The organism is Paenibacillus andongensis (genome assembly GCF_025369935.1).
GTDB classification, from domain to species: Bacteria; Bacillota; Bacilli; order Paenibacillales; family NBRC-103111; genus Paenibacillus_E; species Paenibacillus_E andongensis.
In genome coordinates this window covers 3,007,396-3,025,401 of the sequence record NZ_CP104467.1, presented here as the reverse complement: position 1 = coordinate 3,025,401, position 18,006 = coordinate 3,007,396, and the positions used below count along the sequence as shown (strand labels likewise).

At 45.4% G+C, this 18,006-nt stretch carries 20 protein-coding genes and 1 riboswitch; of the genes, 5 read left to right on the top strand and 15 right to left on the bottom strand.

Going from position 1 to position 18,006, the window contains the following annotated elements:
- Nucleotides 1–82: 82 nt before the first annotated feature.
- From NYR53_RS13220 to NYR53_RS13210, 3 genes are all read right to left on the bottom strand, one after another.
- The gene (locus tag NYR53_RS13220) at nucleotides 83–994 is read right to left on the bottom strand and encodes an AraC family transcriptional regulator (RefSeq protein WP_261305603.1); all 912 of its coding nucleotides are present in this window, start codon (nucleotides 992–994) and stop codon (nucleotides 83–85) included.
- Entirely contained in the window at nucleotides 978–1,805 is an 828-nt protein-coding gene (locus NYR53_RS13215) for a helix-turn-helix domain-containing protein (protein WP_261305602.1), read from the bottom strand. The genes NYR53_RS13220 and NYR53_RS13215 overlap by 17 nt, the downstream gene beginning before the upstream one ends.
- Before the next feature lie 116 nt (nucleotides 1,806–1,921).
- Nucleotides 1,922–2,758 carry a phytanoyl-CoA dioxygenase family protein gene (locus tag NYR53_RS13210; RefSeq protein WP_261305601.1) on the bottom strand — a complete coding sequence of 279 codons (837 nt, stop codon included), beginning with the start codon at nucleotides 2,756–2,758 and terminating at the stop codon, nucleotides 1,922–1,924.
- A 133-nt stretch (nucleotides 2,759–2,891) separates the two neighbouring features.
- On the opposite strand from NYR53_RS13210, the gene NYR53_RS13205 reads away from it, so the two are divergent.
- Nucleotides 2,892–3,785 carry an AraC family transcriptional regulator gene (locus NYR53_RS13205; RefSeq protein WP_261305600.1) on the top strand — a complete coding sequence of 298 codons (894 nt, stop codon included), beginning with the start codon at nucleotides 2,892–2,894 and terminating at the stop codon, nucleotides 3,783–3,785.
- Nucleotides 3,786–3,882: 97 nt separating this feature from the next.
- On the opposite strand, the gene NYR53_RS13200 is transcribed toward NYR53_RS13205, so the two are convergent.
- On the bottom strand, nucleotides 3,883–4,047 hold the full coding sequence (locus tag NYR53_RS13200; protein ID WP_261305599.1) for a hypothetical protein: 165 nt from the start codon (nucleotides 4,045–4,047) through the stop codon (nucleotides 3,883–3,885).
- 192 nt (nucleotides 4,048–4,239) lie between these two features.
- Here NYR53_RS13200 and kduI point away from each other — a divergent pair, with 192 nt between their 5' ends.
- From kduI to NYR53_RS13180, 4 genes are read left to right on the top strand one after another with little or no spacing between them, the layout of a single operon-like run.
- The gene (gene kduI / locus NYR53_RS13195) at nucleotides 4,240–5,073 is read left to right on the top strand and encodes a 5-dehydro-4-deoxy-D-glucuronate isomerase (RefSeq protein ID WP_261305598.1); all 834 of its coding nucleotides are present in this window, start codon (nucleotides 4,240–4,242) and stop codon (nucleotides 5,071–5,073) included.
- Between the two features lie 34 nt (nucleotides 5,074–5,107).
- Nucleotides 5,108–5,863: a DeoR/GlpR family DNA-binding transcription regulator gene (locus tag NYR53_RS13190; protein WP_261305597.1), complete on the top strand. Its 756-nt coding sequence runs from the start codon at nucleotides 5,108–5,110 to the stop codon at nucleotides 5,861–5,863.
- A gap of 18 nt (nucleotides 5,864–5,881) precedes the next feature.
- The gene (gene kduD, locus NYR53_RS13185; RefSeq protein WP_261305596.1) at nucleotides 5,882–6,634 is read left to right on the top strand and encodes a 2-dehydro-3-deoxy-D-gluconate 5-dehydrogenase KduD; all 753 of its coding nucleotides are present in this window, start codon (nucleotides 5,882–5,884) and stop codon (nucleotides 6,632–6,634) included.
- Nucleotides 6,635–7,465 (top strand): sugar phosphate isomerase/epimerase family protein, encoded by an 831-nt coding sequence (locus NYR53_RS13180; RefSeq protein ID WP_261305595.1) that lies wholly within the window; start codon nucleotides 6,635–6,637, stop codon nucleotides 7,463–7,465. It abuts the gene before it with no gap.
- A gap of 61 nt (nucleotides 7,466–7,526) precedes the next feature.
- Here NYR53_RS13180 and NYR53_RS13175 read toward each other — a convergent pair whose 3' ends face one another.
- The 11 genes from NYR53_RS13175 to NYR53_RS13125 all read right to left on the bottom strand — a co-directional run bounded on the left by NYR53_RS13175 (nucleotide 7,527) and on the right by NYR53_RS13125 (nucleotide 17,903).
- Entirely contained in the window at nucleotides 7,527–8,000 is a 474-nt protein-coding gene (locus tag NYR53_RS13175) for a GlcG/HbpS family heme-binding protein (protein ID WP_261305594.1), read from the bottom strand.
- Nucleotides 8,001–8,149: 149 nt separating this feature from the next.
- Nucleotides 8,150–8,228: riboswitch (ZMP/ZTP riboswitch) on the top strand.
- A 117-nt stretch (nucleotides 8,229–8,345) separates the two neighbouring features.
- Nucleotides 8,346–8,582, bottom strand: a complete 237-nt coding sequence (locus NYR53_RS13170) for a hypothetical protein (protein WP_261305593.1) — start codon at nucleotides 8,580–8,582, stop codon at nucleotides 8,346–8,348.
- Between the two features lie 49 nt (nucleotides 8,583–8,631).
- Nucleotides 8,632–8,853, bottom strand: coding sequence for a hypothetical protein (locus NYR53_RS13165; protein WP_261305592.1), 222 nt, complete (start codon nucleotides 8,851–8,853; stop codon nucleotides 8,632–8,634).
- A 113-nt stretch (nucleotides 8,854–8,966) separates the two neighbouring features.
- Nucleotides 8,967–10,091 carry a Ger(x)C family spore germination protein gene (locus NYR53_RS13160; RefSeq protein WP_261305591.1) on the bottom strand — a complete coding sequence of 375 codons (1,125 nt, stop codon included), beginning with the start codon at nucleotides 10,089–10,091 and terminating at the stop codon, nucleotides 8,967–8,969.
- Nucleotides 10,088–11,188 (bottom strand): GerAB/ArcD/ProY family transporter, encoded by a 1,101-nt coding sequence (locus NYR53_RS13155; protein ID WP_261305590.1) that lies wholly within the window; start codon nucleotides 11,186–11,188, stop codon nucleotides 10,088–10,090. Before NYR53_RS13155 ends, NYR53_RS13160 begins: the two co-directional genes overlap by 4 nt.
- A 22-nt stretch (nucleotides 11,189–11,210) precedes the next feature.
- Nucleotides 11,211–12,341: a Ger(x)C family spore germination protein gene (locus NYR53_RS13150; RefSeq protein WP_261305589.1), complete on the bottom strand. Its 1,131-nt coding sequence runs from the start codon at nucleotides 12,339–12,341 to the stop codon at nucleotides 11,211–11,213.
- On the bottom strand, nucleotides 12,338–13,438 hold the full coding sequence (locus tag NYR53_RS13145; RefSeq protein ID WP_261305588.1) for a GerAB/ArcD/ProY family transporter: 1,101 nt from the start codon (nucleotides 13,436–13,438) through the stop codon (nucleotides 12,338–12,340). Before NYR53_RS13145 ends, NYR53_RS13150 begins: the two co-directional genes overlap by 4 nt.
- Nucleotides 13,435–14,973: a spore germination protein gene (locus tag NYR53_RS13140; RefSeq protein ID WP_437180148.1), complete on the bottom strand. Its 1,539-nt coding sequence runs from the start codon at nucleotides 14,971–14,973 to the stop codon at nucleotides 13,435–13,437. Before NYR53_RS13140 ends, NYR53_RS13145 begins: the two co-directional genes overlap by 4 nt.
- 346 nt (nucleotides 14,974–15,319) lie before the next feature.
- Nucleotides 15,320–16,327: an LLM class flavin-dependent oxidoreductase gene (locus NYR53_RS13135; protein ID WP_261305587.1), complete on the bottom strand. Its 1,008-nt coding sequence runs from the start codon at nucleotides 16,325–16,327 to the stop codon at nucleotides 15,320–15,322.
- 86 nt (nucleotides 16,328–16,413) lie between these two features.
- Nucleotides 16,414–17,586: an N-methyl-L-tryptophan oxidase gene (gene solA / locus NYR53_RS13130; protein WP_261305586.1), complete on the bottom strand. Its 1,173-nt coding sequence runs from the start codon at nucleotides 17,584–17,586 to the stop codon at nucleotides 16,414–16,416.
- A 23-nt stretch (nucleotides 17,587–17,609) separates the two neighbouring features.
- A complete protein-coding gene (locus tag NYR53_RS13125) occupies nucleotides 17,610–17,903 on the bottom strand; it encodes an HPr family phosphocarrier protein (protein WP_261305585.1) in 294 nt (97 codons plus the stop codon).
- Nucleotides 17,904–18,006: the final 103 nt, after the last annotated feature.

Here is an 18,006-nt window from a genome sequence, read left to right as displayed (position 1 = left end):
TCTACAATTCACATTGTATCAAGAGCGAAAGAGAAAACGTTATCAAATTCCTAACTTCATCGTAGCAGTTTTGTCAAAAATCCTAACTTTTTTCTGGGTATTCCCTCTTCTCAGTTTCCATTGATTTACGATATTCCGTAGGGGTTAAGTCGGTATAGTCTTTGAAAAGCATATGAAAATACTGTCGGCTTCCAACCCCGATATAATCGCATATTTCTGAAATCGGTACATCTGTTTCCAGCAGCAGCATTTTGGCTTTTTCCATTCGAATCACGGTTAAATACGCCATTAGGGTTTGCCCTGTTAACGATTTGAAAATCCGCTGCAAATACCCGGGGTGTAAATTTACGGCTCCAGCAATATCCTTCACTTGAATGTCGCGGTCATAGTTCTGATGCAAAAAATCCATGCTTTGTTTCACATACCACTCAGTTTGCGCCAGCCCGCTGCTTGCTGCTTCTTGTCTAAGTCGCGCAATTCGTATGAGCAGCTGAGCGATGAGCAATTGCACCATCGTTTCACTTTTGGCGTCTGCTTTATCCAGTTCAAGCACCAAGCTTTTCATAATATGATAAACCTCATCGGGGTCGCGCAGTACCAAATAAGGAGATTTGACCTCAAGGAAAGAAGCCAATAGCTTGTCTTCTGCAGCCAGTTGATGAATAGATGGAAACACACCCTTTTGCTGGGTAAAACGGAACTCTACATTTAGCATTCTACAGGGGGCAGCCTCGTCAACGATCAATCGATGAGAGACATTGGCGTCCATAATAATGAACTCTCCCTTTTTGAGACTAACTCTCCCGGTTTGTGTAGGGAAAGTCTGGATTTCAACGTCGCAGTAACCTTGGATGGTATACATGATTTCTACCGCATCATGACGATGAAAGGGCATATTGAAGCCTTGCCATTGTTTATAATAATACGCCATCACTTGTGGATGGCAGTGATACTCAGTCAAGAATGAGGTGAAAAGGCTACCGCTTTTCTGCATGGGAATCTCCTTTCTTCCAAGAGGAAGTCCTTATCTCTGAAGGAGTTTTACCTGTTTGCTGCTTCACCAATCGCGCGAAGTGGTAACTGGTTTGGAACCCGCTTCGATGAGCGATTTCCGATATCGATAAACCTGTATGGGCTAGTAACTCCATAGCGCGCAGTACACGATAGTGCCACACATATTTAATCGGCGTCGTTTGCTCGTATTTACGGAAAAGCCGGACCAAGTGCTCATCCGAAACTCCCGCATGAGCAGCTATTAAGGGCAGACTCAAGTTTTCTTTAAATGTTTGATGAATGTATGATTTGGCAAGTAAAACAGAAGGATGGATGTCTTGCTGCAGCTGCGCTTTGGACAACTCGGATAGAAACAATTGAATCGCTGTGTGACCGAGACTTCTCATGACTGTTCCTGTATCTGCATGCTCGGATCGGATCGATAGCATAAGGTCAGTTATTCGATTCAAGTGTTCAGAAATCGGGAGGCTAAACGGAACCTGCTCTAACGCTTTCATTTCATCTTCTGATAACGGTTGGACGCTAATGGCCACCCAACGATGCCAACTGTCCTGCTCATTCGCAAATGTGAAATACTCGATGTGCCCAGGCTTCAGAAATGCCACATTGCCGGGCTCCAATCGGAAGAGATCGCCATCAATGGTCACTTCCATAGAACCCGTATGTAAGAGAACGAGCTGAATATCTTGTTGGATGCGAGGACCATACCGGCCACCCGGTGGATATACAATCGTACCGACTGTCGCGGAATCGATATGATGAAAACTAAAATGTTCCAATGGATTCGCCATATGCTTCATCTCCAGAAGAGCTGTGTCATTATTAAGCAATTGTAACCGCCTGCAGGTAAAAAGAAAATCCCTTCGATGGGAAGGGATTTTGTAATGGAAGGGATTCGGCACCATAATTATCGTTTAAACAAAACCGGAAAATACTCATTTGCAAAAGCCTGACCATGATAAGGGCGCGGTCCTAGCAAACGGGAATTGTCATGACGCTGCACGCCTGCGCGGTAGCTCGTGCCGCCTGGCATCAGATGCGCGACGACTGACATACGAGGCTCATTCGTCTTATTAGCTCCGGACCCGTGGAATGTAAGAGCGTGATGAAAGCTTGCCTGACCAGCCTTCAAAATGCAGGGCTCCTCGACCCATTCGCGACCAGCCGCATACTTGTTCCTTAGCTCCTCCATGTTCGGATCGAAGAACGTGTTGCTATCAGGTATTAGCCCCCACTTGTGGGAGCCGAGAATGGTCATCATCCCGCCGTTGGTTAGATCTGTATCCTGAAGCGCGATCCATACGGTGATCATATTCGGATTGCTAGAGCACTGCCAGTAGCCATAATCTTGGTGCCAGCCAACGTTGCCAGACTGTGTCTCCTTGTTGCCAACACCTGGTTTATAAATAACCTGATCGTGCCACAGTCGAACTTCATCCGTCTCCAGCAAATCAGCTGCAAGCTCACCGATAAACGGATCCGTAACGGTGCTTCGGATCTCGTCATTGATCCACCATCCATTATCTAGCTTGCGTAAGGAATCAGGATTCGAGTTCGCACGGTAATGGTTCATCGGAAGCCCATCGCCATCGTAATCGCTAGTCCAAACCCGTTCATGCGCATGTCGCAACCGCGCGATTTGATCGTCGTCCAGCAGTTTCGGAGATATCCAGTAACCGTCGCGATTGAATGTATCCTTATCCTGAGCCGTAATTTTGTACGTTCTCTCTACTTGCAAAGTCATCGTAAATTCCTCCTTATACGTCTTGCTTTCATCATACTTAATCCCAGGTTGATTGACGTTCATACAGCTACAAAGTAGTATGAGAAACATATCAGACAAATAAGAACATTCGAACATAGAGGAGGCCCTCCCCTTGCCTGCGAAACAAAGTCCACGCTGGACTTACGACATCCATACGGAAGATCGCATACCAGGCGTTCCGGAATTGCTCCTTTTCGGCTTCGATGAGATTAGATCGGCATTACCCCTCTCCTATCATAAGCATGCCGGGTATGAATTTGTTCTGGTCGAACGGGGTAAAGCCAGCTGGGAGCTGGACGGGCACGTCTATGAGACCAAAGCAGGCGACGTGTTTCACACAAGTCCAGGCGAGATTCACCGCGGCGGCTTCAACGTGATTGAGCCCAGCCGTTTCTGGTGGTTCATCGTTACACCACCGCATTCGGAAGACTGGTTGCGCTTGCCGCAAGACGAGCGTGAGTGCTTCAGACATGCACTAGAGGCATTACCGAGAGTTAGCCATTCTGGACTGCAGGCCGTTGACGACATTAGAAAGTTGCGAAGTGCGCTAAATTCCAACGGTCCATTACGAACCTCCTCTACCCGCCAAGCGCTGCTTGGGTTGCTGCTTCGCATTCTTCAGCCTAGTCAACAAATGGTCTCTCTCGCTGACGATCTATTACGTCAATTGGAAACACTGATAGGCCGGATCGAGAAAAAGCCGCAATGGCGCCCTACCATTGAAGAGATGGCTAATTTTGTCCGGATCAGTCCCTCCCATTTCTTCCGTACTTTTCAGGAATATACAGGGCTCCCGCCAATGGTATTTATTGAACGTGCACGAATTAAGAGAGCTTGCGGACTGCTGATTGATGGCTCGGATACTGTCACAGAGATCGCGAATGAATTGGATTACGCGTCCAGTCAACATTTTGCCACCGTGTTTAAACGCATTACAGGCATGACTCCGATCCAATGGAGAATGAATCAAACTGGCCGGAATGATGCACAACAAACAAAACGCTAGGAAAACATATATGACAAAAGGACCTTGTTATCTACACATGTAGACAATAAGGTCCTTTTTAGCACTCTCTCATCTTCAGGAGAAGCTACTCCACTTCCTAATCTCGATCATCAGGTTCACTGGTCGAGAACACTTTTTTCACATTATCCATGATTTCCTCGACTGCCTCACTGAGCATATCTGTCGGTGTTGTGGACTCTTCCTCAGGCAGAGTGGGAATCGTGTCGTTACATACGTGATCGAAATAATGACTTTTATCCATGCGCTAACCTCCTAGTTGTAACATAATCTCGTTTGCTTGTTGTTTACTTATTCCGTATCCTTTATTCACCTTTAGTGAAACTTTTGAAACATAGGTCCAAAAACCCTTGCCTAAACCCCATTAATGGAGTAAATTAAACCTATATGAACGTATATCAACATAAATAAACCAATTTTAAGGAGAGATTAACCGATGGATATCCGCTACGCATCACACCCGAATGAAGTTAAGCAATTTGACACGGAACGCCTGCAAGCTGAATTTCAAATTAACGCTTTGTTCTCACCTAACGAAATTAAATTAGTGTACTCCCATGTTGACCGTTTCATCATTGGCGGCGTGCTTCCTATTACAGGCGCACTTCAATTACAAGCTGACAAGAAAGAAATGGCTGCTGATTATTTCTTAGAGCGCCGCGAGATCGGTATTATTAATGTTGGCGGCAGAGGCACGATCACTGTTGATGGTACGATTTACAACATGGATTCCAAAGATTGCATTTATATTGGTCTTGGCGCGAAGGATATTACGTTTGCTAGTGATAACGCTGCCGAGCCTGCGAAATTCTACTTTAATTCAACACCTGCTCACCAAACCTATCCAACAGTGAAAGTGGCCATTAGCGAAGCTACTCCTACTCACTTAGGCAGCATCAATACTTCGAATGAGCGTACGATTTACAAATACATCCACACTGGCGGCGTAAAAAGCTGTCAACTCGTAATGGGGATGACACTTCTGAAACCAGGCAACATGTGGAACACTATGCCTTCTCATACACACAATCGCCGTTCCGAAGTTTATTTCTACTTTGACATGCCGGAAGATGCTGTTGTCTTCCACATGATGGGTGAGCCGCAGCAAACACGTCACGTCGTTATGCGCAATGAGCAAGCTGTCATCTCCCCAAGCTGGTCCATTCATAGCGGTGTTGGCACGAACAACTACACCTTCATTTGGGGCATGGCTGGCGAAAATCAAATGTTTGATGATATGGACGCCGTGGCCATGAAAGATTTAAAATAGTCGGTAACCTCTATTTAGAAACGGATGACAACCGATGAACCCTTTACGCAGATATGAAACTATTATGGAAATACTTCTGGCGCAGAAAGAAGTAACCGTGAACGAGCTTAGCGAACGGCTGGACGTTACAGGCAAAACGATTCGCGAAGATTTGGCCAAACTTGAAGAAAAAGGGCTGCTTGTCCGCATTCATGGCGGAGCGGTGCTCGCTCAAAGTGATCAGCTTGGCATCCTTTCAACAAAAGAGCCGATCATTAAGCATGCCGATCAGAAATCCGAAATCGCGACGATTGCTTTGCGATACATTCAACCACGGGATATTATTGCCCTCGATGGGGGCAGTACAACACTTGAAATTGCTAGGCGGCTGGATAATCAGCCGCTTACTGTTGTAACAAACGATTTATTTATTATCTCCGAGCTCTTGCATAAGGAAGAAATTCGGTTGGTTGTTCCAGGCGGCTACCGTCTGCGCAACACCCTCGCAGGTCCCGAAGCCGTGGAATATGTGAGTAAGCTCAACATTCAGAAATCGTTCATTTCTGCCACTGGTATTCATTTGCAGCATGGCTTTACCATCTACACAAGTGATCATGCCGATTATAAACGGGCATTGATTAGATCCAGCGCAACGGTTTACGGCGTTGCCGATCATTACAAATTCGGCCAATGTGCCTTACGAACGTTCGCTTCCTTGTCCGAAGTGGCCATGATCTTAACTGACAGTGCCCTTCCCGCTGATATTGCCAAGCAGTACCGTGATGCTGGTATCCAGATTGTAACTCAATAGTGAAAAGGAGTATCCTTCATGACACTTTTTAATTTAACAGGCAAAACAGCCTTCGTTACCGGCGCTTCCGGCGGTCTTGGTCAAGCGATGGCCATTGGCCTTGCTGAAGCAGGCGCAAACGTCATTGCTGTATCCTCTTCCGAAAGCGTTCAAACGGTGGAAGCCATCCGAGCATTAGGCGGCAAAGCCGAACTGATCGCAGCCGATCTTAGCAACGAAGACATCCTTGAGGATGTGGTAAACAAAGCCATCGGCATCTACGGCGGCGTCGATATTCTCGTGAATAATGCCGGAATCATCCGTCGTACACCGGCAGTCGACCATGCACGTCAAGATTGGCACGATGTCATTGACCTGAACTTGAACTCTGCGTTCTTCCTATGCCAACTGATTGGCCGCCATATGATTGAGCGCGGCAGCGGCAAAATCGTGAACATCGCTTCCATGTTGACCTACCAAGGTGGCATTAATGTTCCTGGCTACACAGCGAGTAAACATGCTATCGCTGGTGTTACCAAAGCATTAGCGAACGAGTGGGCTGGGAAAGGCATCCAGATCAATGCCATTGCTCCTGGATACATGACGACCAATAATACAGCTCCTATCCTCAAGGATGAGAAACGCACACAATCCATTACAGATCGAATTCCGGCAGGCCGTTGGGGCTCACCTGAGGATTTGAAAGGTCCCGTTGTTTTCTTATCATCACATGCATCAGATTATATGAACGGACACGTGCTGTGCGTGGACGGCGGATGGATGGCTAGATAGATGGGAATCGGAACGTTAGCCCATACTACTGGACATCTTCCATTGAAGGAATTAACAGAGAAGCTTAGCGGACGAGGCATTGACTTCGTTCAATTGGCACTCGGTAAAGCGATTAGTGATATTGACACCAGTCTCGGCAGACTCAGCCCTGCTCTGGCCAACCACATTGGTGAGCAATTCCACCGTGCTGGCATCCGGATTGGTGTTCTTGGCTGTTATATCAACCCAATTCATCCTGATCCGCAGCAGCGGCGTCATGAAATCAACCGGTTCAAGGAACATCTGCGTTTCGCCAGAGATTTTGGCACCTCAATCGTTGCGACGGAAACGGCTGACCTAACGACGTACTTTTCGCAAGATTCCGAGCGTTATGAGGCCATTGGTTGGGAGACCCTTAAGCAAACTATTGAAGAATTGGCAGAGGAAGCGGAACGTTGGGGTGTCTTCATCGGACTCGAGCCTGTAGTCACTCACACGTTATCTAACATTGATAAAATGGTTCGGATTTTGGATGAGGTTCCATCCAGTAATTTGGGGGTTGTGTTTGATCCAGTGAATCTACTGCCACCCGCTTCTGTTGAGTCACAAGAAGTATTTCTGGATCAGGCTTTTGCCGCTTTCGGTGACCGTATCGTCCTTGCCCATCTTAAGGATGTCGTCGTGCAAAACGGCAAGCTGGATCAAGTGCGATCCGGCAAGGGTATTTTCCAAACAAAAACATTCTTGGAGAAGCTGCATCGAGTAAAACCGGGGATCGATATCTCGTTAGAACAGCTAACGGATGATACGATTGACGAAACCGTTCAATATGTAAGAAGCCTTTTGAATTAACACACAGGCCCCCGTTCTCTCTTTCATTGGAGGGACTGGGGCTTTCGTATTTGAAATGGGCCTATTTCTTTATATCAGGCTCTGTCATGACATCATATATGTTACCCAAATAAGACTGCAGCGCCTTTAACGCCGCAACCCCCACCGCAATGTCATCATCACCATTCCCCCCACTTACACCCACTCCTTCAATGACACTCCCGTTCACCACAATTGGAAGCCCCCCGACGAAAATAGCAAATTTGCCAGGCATCATGGCATGAATCCCAAATGCCTCACCATGAATGGTCGCTGGACCACCGGGCTGATTAAACAAATGCGTAGAACGCCTGTGACCGCTAGCTGTAAAAGCTTTAGCTATGGCGATTTCCGGGCTCGTATTGCGAGCGCCATTCATTCTTTCTAACGCAATGAGATACCCGCCATCGTCTACGATACATATCGTTTCAGCTGCTTTCGCTTCATTTGCCGCTTGTATGCCTGCTGCGATCATGACTCTTGCTTCCTCTAATTCAAGCTTAAATACCGATTTCATGAGTAATTCCCTCCTTTTTTGTCAGCCATACTGACGTGCGCTACGAGCACCTCTTCCATTCATATGGGGACGCGAAAGGTTTAAGTCATAGTTGTCACTTGAAAAAAGATATTGAATTTCGGCGAGGGAAATTGTAAGATTATAGAAATTAACCGATGTGTGACTGGCGTAAACATGGATAACCATGAGGGAGCACATCGCAAACAGCCGTACGCCTGGGCAAAGTATTTGATCCATGATCAAATGCTTTTTTGTGCTTTTAAGACAATTGAAAGGTCAGGTGGCTGTTATGAAAATGGCATTCATATTATTCGATGGAATGACCACGCTAGACTTCGCCGGTTTCTATGAAGCCATCACATGGATGGGCATTTTGGGAGCTAAAGAGAACGTTACTTGGGATTTCTGCTCCAATAAATTTTCACCTGTACCTAGGCGAATGGATAGAAATTGTTGTACGCTGTACAACAATTTCCTCCCCTCTTTATTCCCCCACAAACCCACACTCTCACTCGAGCCGAGTCCTGTACCTCCCTCTTCCGAGCAATGCGTTAGCTCCACTCCAGCTTGACCGGAACGCATAAATAAGCCTACTCAGCACACATAAAGTGTCTGGATAGGCTAACCCGCACTACTTTTTAGGTTGTTCACGGTTAACACGAACGGGTCTCTCGACCCAATTCTCACGATTCATGCGTTGAACCTGATTTATCGGATTCTTAAGATCGATAACTTCGACAGACTTCCCCTCCGCTTGCATGGCGGCCGCGAGCTTTTCCTTATAACCCGTTCCAGGCGCTGGTCCGCCACCCCCGTTGCGTTTACCCTTATTCCAAACTCTGCCTTTACTCATTTCACCACTCCGTTTTTGTTTTAAGTGTAAAGGCATGAGTTGAAAAACGCAAATTTTTGCTGCCAATCTTTATCAACTTGATGTCAAAAAGGTGGTTACCCGCTCCAAACCAGTCACTTCACGGGCCCCATGCTTCCTATGATCACCTTAACGGAAACGTGAATATCTGCCTGCGACAGCGCTTCTCCCCAATGATCCTCCACTTTCTTGTATTGACTATATTCGTGGGCTCGTGCGAAGAGTCCAAGTCCGATCGGATCGATTTGATGCTTCTGTATGTTTTTTATGAGGTTCTCGAATTGCTTTTGCATATGTTCAGAAATCATTTTCTCTAACTCTTTTCCATTCTTTCGTACATCAAAAGGAAATAAGCGTTCTGTAAGACCGGCTGGCATTTTAATGTTGATATCGAACTGAAACTTGTTCTGCTTGTACGAGGTTTTTATTTTCGTTTTGATGCCTTGAACCGATATACTTAAATGGTCTGTTTGGAAAGGGCCGCTCTTCTTTTCACCAGGAATCGGAAGTGTAAAGCTAACAGGTTTCTTAGCATTTTTATTCAATATCTGAAGTAAACCAGTTTCCTCTATGTTCAGAGAGGTCTTATATTTCCCTTTATGATCCAGCAGCGATACGCCTGTCAGCCTGATCTGTTTGGCCTTGTCCAACTGAATTTCGGAAATATAAGGTGTCACCCCCTTCTCATACATTTGCCAATGCAGCTTCTGCAGCGTTGTTTTTGCCGTTTCCGATCTAGCACTCTTCGTATCGACCATCCCACGCAGAAATAAAGATAACATCGGCTGATCTTTCGGATGTAGGTTGACAATGTCGGAAATAGATCCATCGACAGCGATGATTCTGGGTGTTAATGGATTTTTCATATCACGAAAAAAGACGTCAAGTATCCGGAACCAGTCCTCATGTTCCAAGATACGTTTTCCGATAAGCATGACCTGAACCTTTCTGCCTGTAATAACTCCTGGCGCAAATTCATCTTGTTGCTCTCTCGATTGACGAATCGTGTGCGATTTCACTTCGACTTCTAGTGTTTTCTTCTTGATACCTCTGCCGTATGAGGGGCTATTCATGTATACAAGCAAGTTGTCTTCACTATCGAGATCCAAGCCAAGAGTGAGGTTGTTAGTGGAATCTTCCATATCCAAACGGTCACTGCACCCCGGAATGATAACGAAAATCATGATAATAATCAAAACGTACAGCGGCCGCTTGTTCATAAGTGCTTCCTCCACCCCAAACGATCATGTATCCATACATACAGGAGTAAACAACCGGGCACCAAGTACTCGACAATAAAACCGATCTGACCAAGAAACGTATTCATCTTTTCACTCTGAAAAAAAGTAGGCATAAAGAAATATGTGCCCACAGCGATGAATAGCCAAAGCAGCCGCAAATGATTACGGTGGTCCTGCTTTCCGATTAGCCAAGTTGTGCAAAAAACACTCATGTACATCGTGGGTACCCACGACAATGAAAAGATAAGTAAATAAAACGCGATAAATAGCACTTCGATTCGTGATATAATTTTAAACTCGATAGCTTTCAATACATTGATCGTCGGTTCGTTGTACGTGATAATTTCATCTTGACTGAAATAGACGAAACAGGTAATGGTAATGAACAAATACATGAGTAACGTAAGTGTATACGAGATAACGATTCCTGCTGAGGCCATCCGCTTGTTTTTGAGAAACGGATACAAAATAAACGTGGTTGAAAAACCTACATGATAATATAGAGTGCTAGGTAACGTTGCAAAAACAGGCTTCCATCCTTCTTTAAGAACAGGAAATAGACGGAGCCAATGAGCGTCCTTAAGCGGAATCAAATACACAAAGGGGATCCAAAGGGATAGAAATATAACCACTTCCACATATCTGCCAACTATGCGTGGGCCATTCCTCACAATAACATAAGTGGGTATGAGCAGCAGAAGCATAATGATATAAGCTGGAGTTTGCTGCAAAAGATATTGTTTTGTAATCAATACCGTATATACAAGACCTGTGTACCCGTAGTAAATGAGATAGAGGGCAAATAGGACGGCTCCCGCTTTGCCTGCCCATTTGCCCACATACACCGTCAATAGATCTAACAAAGTACCGTCTGGGTACCTCTTCATCACTTGTATAACGATCAGACTCGCCACTATGGAGAGAACCCAAACGATGATGAGCGCAATCCAACCAGCTGTGCCTGCCTGCTCGGCTAATACTCGCGGCAGCGACAAAAATCCGATGCTCACAACCATACCAAAGTTGAGAAAGATATACTGCATGAAAGTAATTTCATTCAAGGCATATTTTTTCACTTGTTGTCCCCCTAGAAGGCTGTTACTTCACTGACTTCACTGTTCCCATGGCTCCTATGATTGTTTTCACGGAAACATGAATGTCCGCATTGGCCAGCGTTTCACCCCAATGATCTTCCGCTTTTTTGAAATGGCTATATTCATGCGCCTGCGCATAGAGACCGAGCCCTATCGGATCGATTTTGTCCGTTTGTATTTTCTTTATAAGGTTTTCAAACAGCATTTGCACTTGTTCGGTAATCTTATTCTCCAACTCTTTTCCATGACTGCGTACGTCATATGGGAATAAGAGCTCCGATAATCCAACGCGCATGGTAATGTGCATATCGAACTGAAATTTTTCCTTGAGGAAAGCGGTCTTTATTTTCACCTTTATATCATCCACGTTTAAACTGACTTTATCTGTATGGAATGGTCCAATCTTCATTTCGCCGGCAATGGGAATTGTTAAGCTGACGCTCTTTTTTGTATTTTTTTGCATTATGCGCAGTAGAATAGTTTCCTGCATATTCAGAGAATCAGCATATTTCCCTTTATGATCCAACAATGTAGTTCCAGTCATCGCAATCTGCTTATCTTTTATTCGAACTTCAGAGATGATAGGAGTGACCCCCTTTTCACGTAATTGTTGGTTTAGCCCCTGTAAAGTCGTCTTTACCGTTTCCGATCGGGCATTCTTCGTTTCTACCATTTCCCGCAGCAATAAAGGCATCATCGGTTGATCTTTCGGGTTCAGATATATGATTTCTGAGAGAGGTCCATCGAAAGCAATGACCCTTGGCGTTAATGGATTTTTCGGATCGCGAAACCAAACATCCGTTAATCGGAACCAATTTTCTTGCTGCAATATCCGTTTAGAAACTAGTAGGACTTGAATACTTCTTCCTTGGAAAACACCCTGTGTATAGCTATCTTGTTTTTCTCTTGATTGACGATTCGTCTGTGATTTCACTTTAAGTTCGCGCGTTTTTTTCGCAACATTTTTGCTGAAAACTGAAGTTGTGCTATATAGAATAAACTCGTTTTCTTTATCAAGATCAAAACCTATTAATAAGGCATGAGCAGCGTCTTCCATATCTAACCTGTCACTGCAGCCCAGAGGGATGACGACAACAATGGCGATGAGTAGAACATGAAGGAGCCGCTTGCTCATAAGCGCTTCCCCCACTGAAAACGGTCATGCAGCCATAAATATACGAGTAAGCAACTGGGAAAAACATATTCGACTGCAATTCCAACCTGATTGAGTAAATCATTCATTCGATCGCTCTGATTAAAAGTTGGTAAGAAGAAAAACGAGCTAATCGCTGTAAAGAACCACAGTACCCGCAAATGATTGCGGTGATCCTGTTTTCCGAGGAGCCAGTTAGTGCAAAATACGCCCATGTATATAGCCGGTATCCACGCTAATGAAAAAATAAGCAAAAAAAACGCGATAAACAGCACTTCCATCCGTTCTACAAAATTAAATTCAATGGCTTCTAAGATATTAACCATAGGTTCGTTGTACTTCTGAATTTCGTTAGGGCTGTAATAGACAAAACAGATAACCGTAATGAACAAATATCCAAGCATCGTCAGTGTATTGGAGATCATGATAGCGCTAGAAGCCTTTTGTTTGTTCTTCAAAAACGGATACAAAATAAACGTGGTAGCAAATCCGATATATGAAAAGAAGGTTGTAGGTACCGCCGAAAATACAGGCTTCCATCCTTCCTTTAATAAGGGGACTAAATTTAGCCAATGGGCGTCCTTGAGCGGAAATAAATATACAAGAGGTATCCACATAGAGATAATAAAAACAAGTTCCGCGTATCTGCCCAAGACGCGAAGTCCATTACGTGCAATCACATAAGTGGGAATGAGCAATAGTAGCATGACGGTAGATGCCGAAGTTTGCGGCAATAACCATGCCTTCGTGAGCAAAACCGCCTCAATCAGCCCCGTATAAGCGTAGTAAAAGAGATAAAGGGCAAAAAAGATGACAACCACCCTGCCTGCCCATTTGCCCAAATATCGTTCGATTAGATCAAACAATGTTCCTTCGGGGTGCTTTTTCATCACCAGAATAACAATCAAGCTTGCTGCAACCGTAATAGCCCAGCCGATGATGAGTGCGATCCAGCCATCTGTGCCTGCCTTCTCAGCTAATTTTCGCGGCATAGCCAAAAAGAACACACTCACTTGAATACCGCTATTCAGAAAAATATATTGCATAGAGGTGATCTCATTGTAAGTATATTTCTTCATTTCCCATCACCTTTTGGACGATTTGTTCCTTGCCTCTTTGATTGGGTCGCTCTAGTGCCTAGAGGTCGCTTGCTCATTGTCCACAACGGTAAACGAAGGAACGTATCTTTCCAATCAGCCAATCGAACCGGCGCGAAAGGAGTACCGTACGGCGTTCCAAGCGATTCGAGCGCTATCAAATGCCCGATCATCGTCATCAAACCAATAATGATGCCAACTATGCCGAACATGGATGCCGCTATCATCATGCCGAAGCGGATAAGTCGGACGGCTGCGACCATATCATAATTGGGCAGGATGAACGATGCAATAGCCGTAGAAGCAACAACAATCACCATGATATTGCTGATGAGTCCTGCCTGAACGATGGCTTGTCCAATAACAATGCCCCCGACAATGCCAACGGTTTGCCCGACTGGTGCTGGGAGACGCACACCAGCCTCCCGCATCATTTCAAGAGTTACCTCCATGAAGATCGCTTCCACAAACGGCGGGAACGGCACTCGACCTCTGAACTCACCAATCGTGAGCAGTAATTTCACGGGTATGATCTCAAAGTTATAGGAAATGACAGCAATGTAGAAAGCCGGTAGAAAGATAGCGATGAAAAAAGCGAATATTCGCAGCAGTCGTATAAAAGTAGCGATCGACCAGCGCGTGCTATAGTCGTCGATGTTTTGAAAAAACGACATAAAGGCCACTGGTGCGATTAATACACTTGGTGAACGGTCTACGACAACAGCGAATCTTCCTTGCAAAATTTGTGAAGCCGCTGCATCCGGTCTTTCCGTCGTAATAAATTGCGGGAATGGGGAGTACGGATTATCCTCAATTAACTCTGCCAACTCACCTGTGTTAAGGATGACATCGATATCAAGCTGCTGAATCCGGTCTTCCAGTTCTATCAGCACCTCTGGATGTGCAACATCAGCTAAATATAAGATAGAAATTAAGGTGTTTCCTCTTCGCCCAACCACTAGTTCCTTAATTTTCAATTCACGGTTTTGAATGTAGCGACGGATTAAGGCAATATTCTGACTGCCTGTCTCAACAAAGCCTTGATGCGCTCCTTTCAAAGATGCCTCAATCTGTGGATCTTCAATCGCCCGCTGCGGCCACCCTTGCGTTCCTAAGGCATAAGCTTCCGTCCGACTGCCAACTAAAAGAACACTACTGCCTTGCAAAATAGCATTCTCGATTTGTGGCCAAGAAATCAACGGATTAATTTGGCCTACATTTATCGAAAAACCATAACTCGAATCGCTGCTTCCCGTTTCAAATTGAAGTGGGCGAAGTACATTGTTATTAATCGCACTTTTATCTACTAGTCCATATAGATAAACAAGTGCTGCTTGTTCCCCAGATTGCTTGATAATAAAATGCCGCACATTCAAATCAGGAGTTTGGCTGAACTGACTTTGCAAATAAGTTATATTTTGTGCCAACGACGCACTGATCGAGTCGCTAGGCGGCTGATTAATTTGTGCTGGAACCGAACGATACTTCTTCCTTCCGAACCAGTTTGAAAATAGCAACGAACTTCACCACCCTCCCCCTTATACTTTCTTTTATTATCCAAAATTATGTATGGATGACAAAGGCTGTACGCCAATGAATATGGCATGAGGCTGCACGAGGAATGAACAAACAAGCGCAAAAAACGCGCTTACAGTGAGGGCTCTGCGAGCCGAAGCCCGCCAACAGAGTCTGAGAAGCCGAAAATCGACTTCTCAGCAGACCATCCTGCGCGTTCGTTATTCACAGATCGGCATCTCGCATAATTTCCTTTACAAAGAAAAAAGCAGCCACCCCTAATCGGTGTGCTGCTTCTGATTTACAAGATTGAGCCCTATTTCCATACGGTCATACATTACACTAACATTATCCTTGCAGCTCAAACGCCTTGGCTAACAAACGATAAGAATGAATGCGCGCGTCCACTTCATGAATCGGCGAAACGACCATAAACTCGTCCGCTTGATACGCTTCGTTCAGTTTGAGAATCTCCGCTTTGACTTGCTGAGGCGTACCCACAATACGCTTGTGTTGGCGACCACGTATTAGGGCCAAATCAGCTTCTGTATACGGATAGTTCATTGCCGTTTCAACGGAAGGGAATGAAGGCAGCAGCGCGCCGCGGCCAAGGGAGAGGAAGAACAAATCCGTACTCGTTGCCAATCGCTTCGCCTCTTCTTCCGTATCGGCGCAAATAACTAAAACCGCTGCAAGCGAATGGGGCTTATCATTCAAAATAGACGGTTTGAATTCATCACGGTAAATCTGCAGCGCTTGTTCACAATCCGCATTGCCAAAAAACTGCGCAAAACCAAATGCAGCCCCTTGTTTAGCGGCAATACTGGCACTGTCGTAGGAAGAACCGAGCAGCCAAATTTCTGGTGCCGTTGGAATGATTGGAGACGCGTGCAGCGAAGCAAAGCGATGATTCGCAGGCAGCAAATCATATAAATACCCCGTCAAGTCAGCAACTTGCTGCGGGTATTGATCTACGCTCGTGTATTTCCCCTCTTGCAGCGCTCGCGTCGAGATGGGCATGCCGCCAGGCGCGCGGCCAAGACCAACATCAATCCTTCCCGGATGCAGCGCCTCCAACAAACGGAAATTCTCTGCTACTTTGTATGCACTGTAATGCGGCATCATGATACCGCCTGATCCTAAGCGGATCCGATTTGTTTTTGCAGCTAAATGAGCAATAAGTACTTCTGGGCTTGAGTGAGCAAGCGCCTGTGAAGCATGATGTTCCGATACCCAGTAACGCGTATAACCAAGTTTATCAGCCTCTTGCGCCAGCTCGGTCGTTTCAACCAGCGTTTGCGCGGCGTTGCGACCTTCTCCTATTTGTGATTGGTCCAAAATCCCCAATTTTAACATGCTCGATCACCTCCTTTTAACTGTAACATATTCAAGCACAGAATAGCAAAAAACAGCCAGATTAGCTCCCGACTGTTTTTACGCATCTATTTATTGGGCAAGTTGAACTTGATCGAATAATTTGCTCTAGTCGAGAACCTGGATAAAGCAAAGGGAGAGATATCTTGTTCGGTTGTGCCTTCGCTTGAAAGGTCTGATAATATTTCTCCCACTACACTCGCGAACTTAAAGCCATGGCCTGAGAAACCACAAGCCACTAGGACATGAGCATGTTCCGGATGGCGATCTATAATAAAATGTTCATCAGGAGTTAATTCATATTTACAAACGGCTCCCCGAAGCACTTGACCCGCAGCTTGTGGCAGAAAGGCTTCTAAAGCTTGCCGTAGATCCTTCTCATCTTCGGCGTAATGACCGAACGGTTCGAAGGGCTGCCCTGGCTTCCATAGCTGACCGGCATCATGCCGACCAATCTTGACGCCGGAACCGTCGATGCTAGGGAAGCCATAGAAACCGCCATTTTCCGCCCCAAATGTAAACCCTGGAAACCTTGCCGAATCGTACAAAGATTCATCTGATTTGAACCAAGCGACAGCTTTACGAATGGAACGAATTGGCAGCTCAATAATGGCATTTAACCTACTAAACCATGCCCCGGCAGATAAGATTAACTGATCTGCGTGATAGGCCCCATCTAGTGTTTGTACGGTAACACCGCTTTTACCAATTTTGATGCTTGTCACTGGTGTGTTGACCAGTAGTCTTGCACCTTCAGCTATGGCCTGTTGGCGATAGGCGCGTACGCAAGCTTCGCTGTACAGAAAACCTGCATCTTCTTCATACAAGCCTATGTAGGCATCTGGCGGATTTACACCAGGCCAACGTTTACGAATTTCATCCGCGTCCAGCTGATCAACCTTCAGTCCAAAGGCAGCTGTAGACTTTAATTTACTCCCCAAATTAAGGGACTCGGCAACTCCCATGTTCAGAACACCGCTGCGCACAAGCAGCCGCTGTCCGCTTGATTCCTCAAGCTCCTTCCACAGATGGTCCGCTCTAAGCGCCATTGCCGTGTAGGTGGAACTGCCCGCGTATGCATGACGGATAAGGCGAGTCTCTCCATGATGACTGCCTGCCGCATGAGGTGGATCAAATTTATCCATTAATAAAACTTTCACTTTGTTTTTGGCTAAGTGATATCCAGCGCTCATGCCCATCGAGCCGGCACCTATGACAATGACATCATATGAGGTTGACATAAGTCACATTCCTTTCTCAACGACTAGGAACTATGCGAATAGGCCTTCTGTACACAGTGATCCGCGCTTTGAAAGTACCCAGACACTTTTTCAAATGCTTCCTGAGCATCGACGCCATCTAATTGCAAGATAATAACCGACTGATTGCCGAGTGATAGGCTAAGAGAAACTATGCCTAGTAAACCCTTTGCATTCAACATTTTCCCGCTTACGCCAACATAAATATTGCACGAATACCGATTAGCTATGGTCACAAAATCCAATACAAGATCAATCGTCCAAGGTTTGTTCATTGCAAAAGTCCATTCGATTTTCATATCTATTCCTCCTGGATAGTGTTATAGAATAACTTGCATCGTAAGCATTTAGCATTTGGGGATTATGAATGAAAAAAGGAGACACATTCATCCCTTTGGGACG

Bases quoted from the DNA above. Each gene is read 5' to 3' on its own strand.
- NYR53_RS13165 (WP_261305592.1), bottom strand. From the start codon at position 8,853: ATGAGTAAAGGCAGAGTTTGGAATAAGGGTAAACGCAACGGGGGTGGC.
- kduD (WP_261305596.1), top strand. From the start codon at position 5,882: ATGACACTTTTTAATTTAACAGGCAAAACAGCCTTCGTTACCGGCGCT.
- NYR53_RS13135 (WP_261305587.1), bottom strand. From the start codon at position 16,327: ATGTTAAAATTGGGGATTTTGGACCAATCACAAATAGGAGAAGGTCGC.
- NYR53_RS13215 (WP_261305602.1), bottom strand. From the start codon at position 1,805: ATGGCGAATCCATTGGAACATTTTAGTTTTCATCATATCGATTCCGCG.
- solA (WP_261305586.1), bottom strand. From the start codon at position 17,586: ATGTCAACCTCATATGATGTCATTGTCATAGGTGCCGGCTCGATGGGC.
- NYR53_RS13190 (WP_261305597.1), top strand. From the start codon at position 5,108: ATGAACCCTTTACGCAGATATGAAACTATTATGGAAATACTTCTGGCG.
- NYR53_RS13220 (WP_261305603.1), bottom strand. From the start codon at position 994: ATGCAGAAAAGCGGTAGCCTTTTCACCTCATTCTTGACTGAGTATCAC.
- NYR53_RS13170 (WP_261305593.1), bottom strand. From the start codon at position 8,582: ATGCGTTCCGGTCAAGCTGGAGTGGAGCTAACGCATTGCTCGGAAGAG.
- NYR53_RS13160 (WP_261305591.1), bottom strand. From the start codon at position 10,091: ATGAACAAGCGGCCGCTGTACGTTTTGATTATTATCATGATTTTCGTT.
- NYR53_RS13145 (WP_261305588.1), bottom strand. From the start codon at position 13,438: ATGAAGAAATATACTTACAATGAGATCACCTCTATGCAATATATTTTT.
- NYR53_RS13125 (WP_261305585.1), bottom strand. From the start codon at position 17,903: ATGAAAATCGAATGGACTTTTGCAATGAACAAACCTTGGACGATTGAT.
- NYR53_RS13200 (WP_261305599.1), bottom strand. From the start codon at position 4,047: ATGGATAAAAGTCATTATTTCGATCACGTATGTAACGACACGATTCCC.
- NYR53_RS13210 (WP_261305601.1), bottom strand. From the start codon at position 2,758: ATGACTTTGCAAGTAGAGAGAACGTACAAAATTACGGCTCAGGATAAG.
- kduI (WP_261305598.1), top strand. From the start codon at position 4,240: ATGGATATCCGCTACGCATCACACCCGAATGAAGTTAAGCAATTTGAC.
- NYR53_RS13180 (WP_261305595.1), top strand. From the start codon at position 6,635: ATGGGAATCGGAACGTTAGCCCATACTACTGGACATCTTCCATTGAAG.
- NYR53_RS13150 (WP_261305589.1), bottom strand. From the start codon at position 12,341: ATGAGCAAGCGGCTCCTTCATGTTCTACTCATCGCCATTGTTGTCGTC.
- NYR53_RS13175 (WP_261305594.1), bottom strand. From the start codon at position 8,000: ATGAAATCGGTATTTAAGCTTGAATTAGAGGAAGCAAGAGTCATGATC.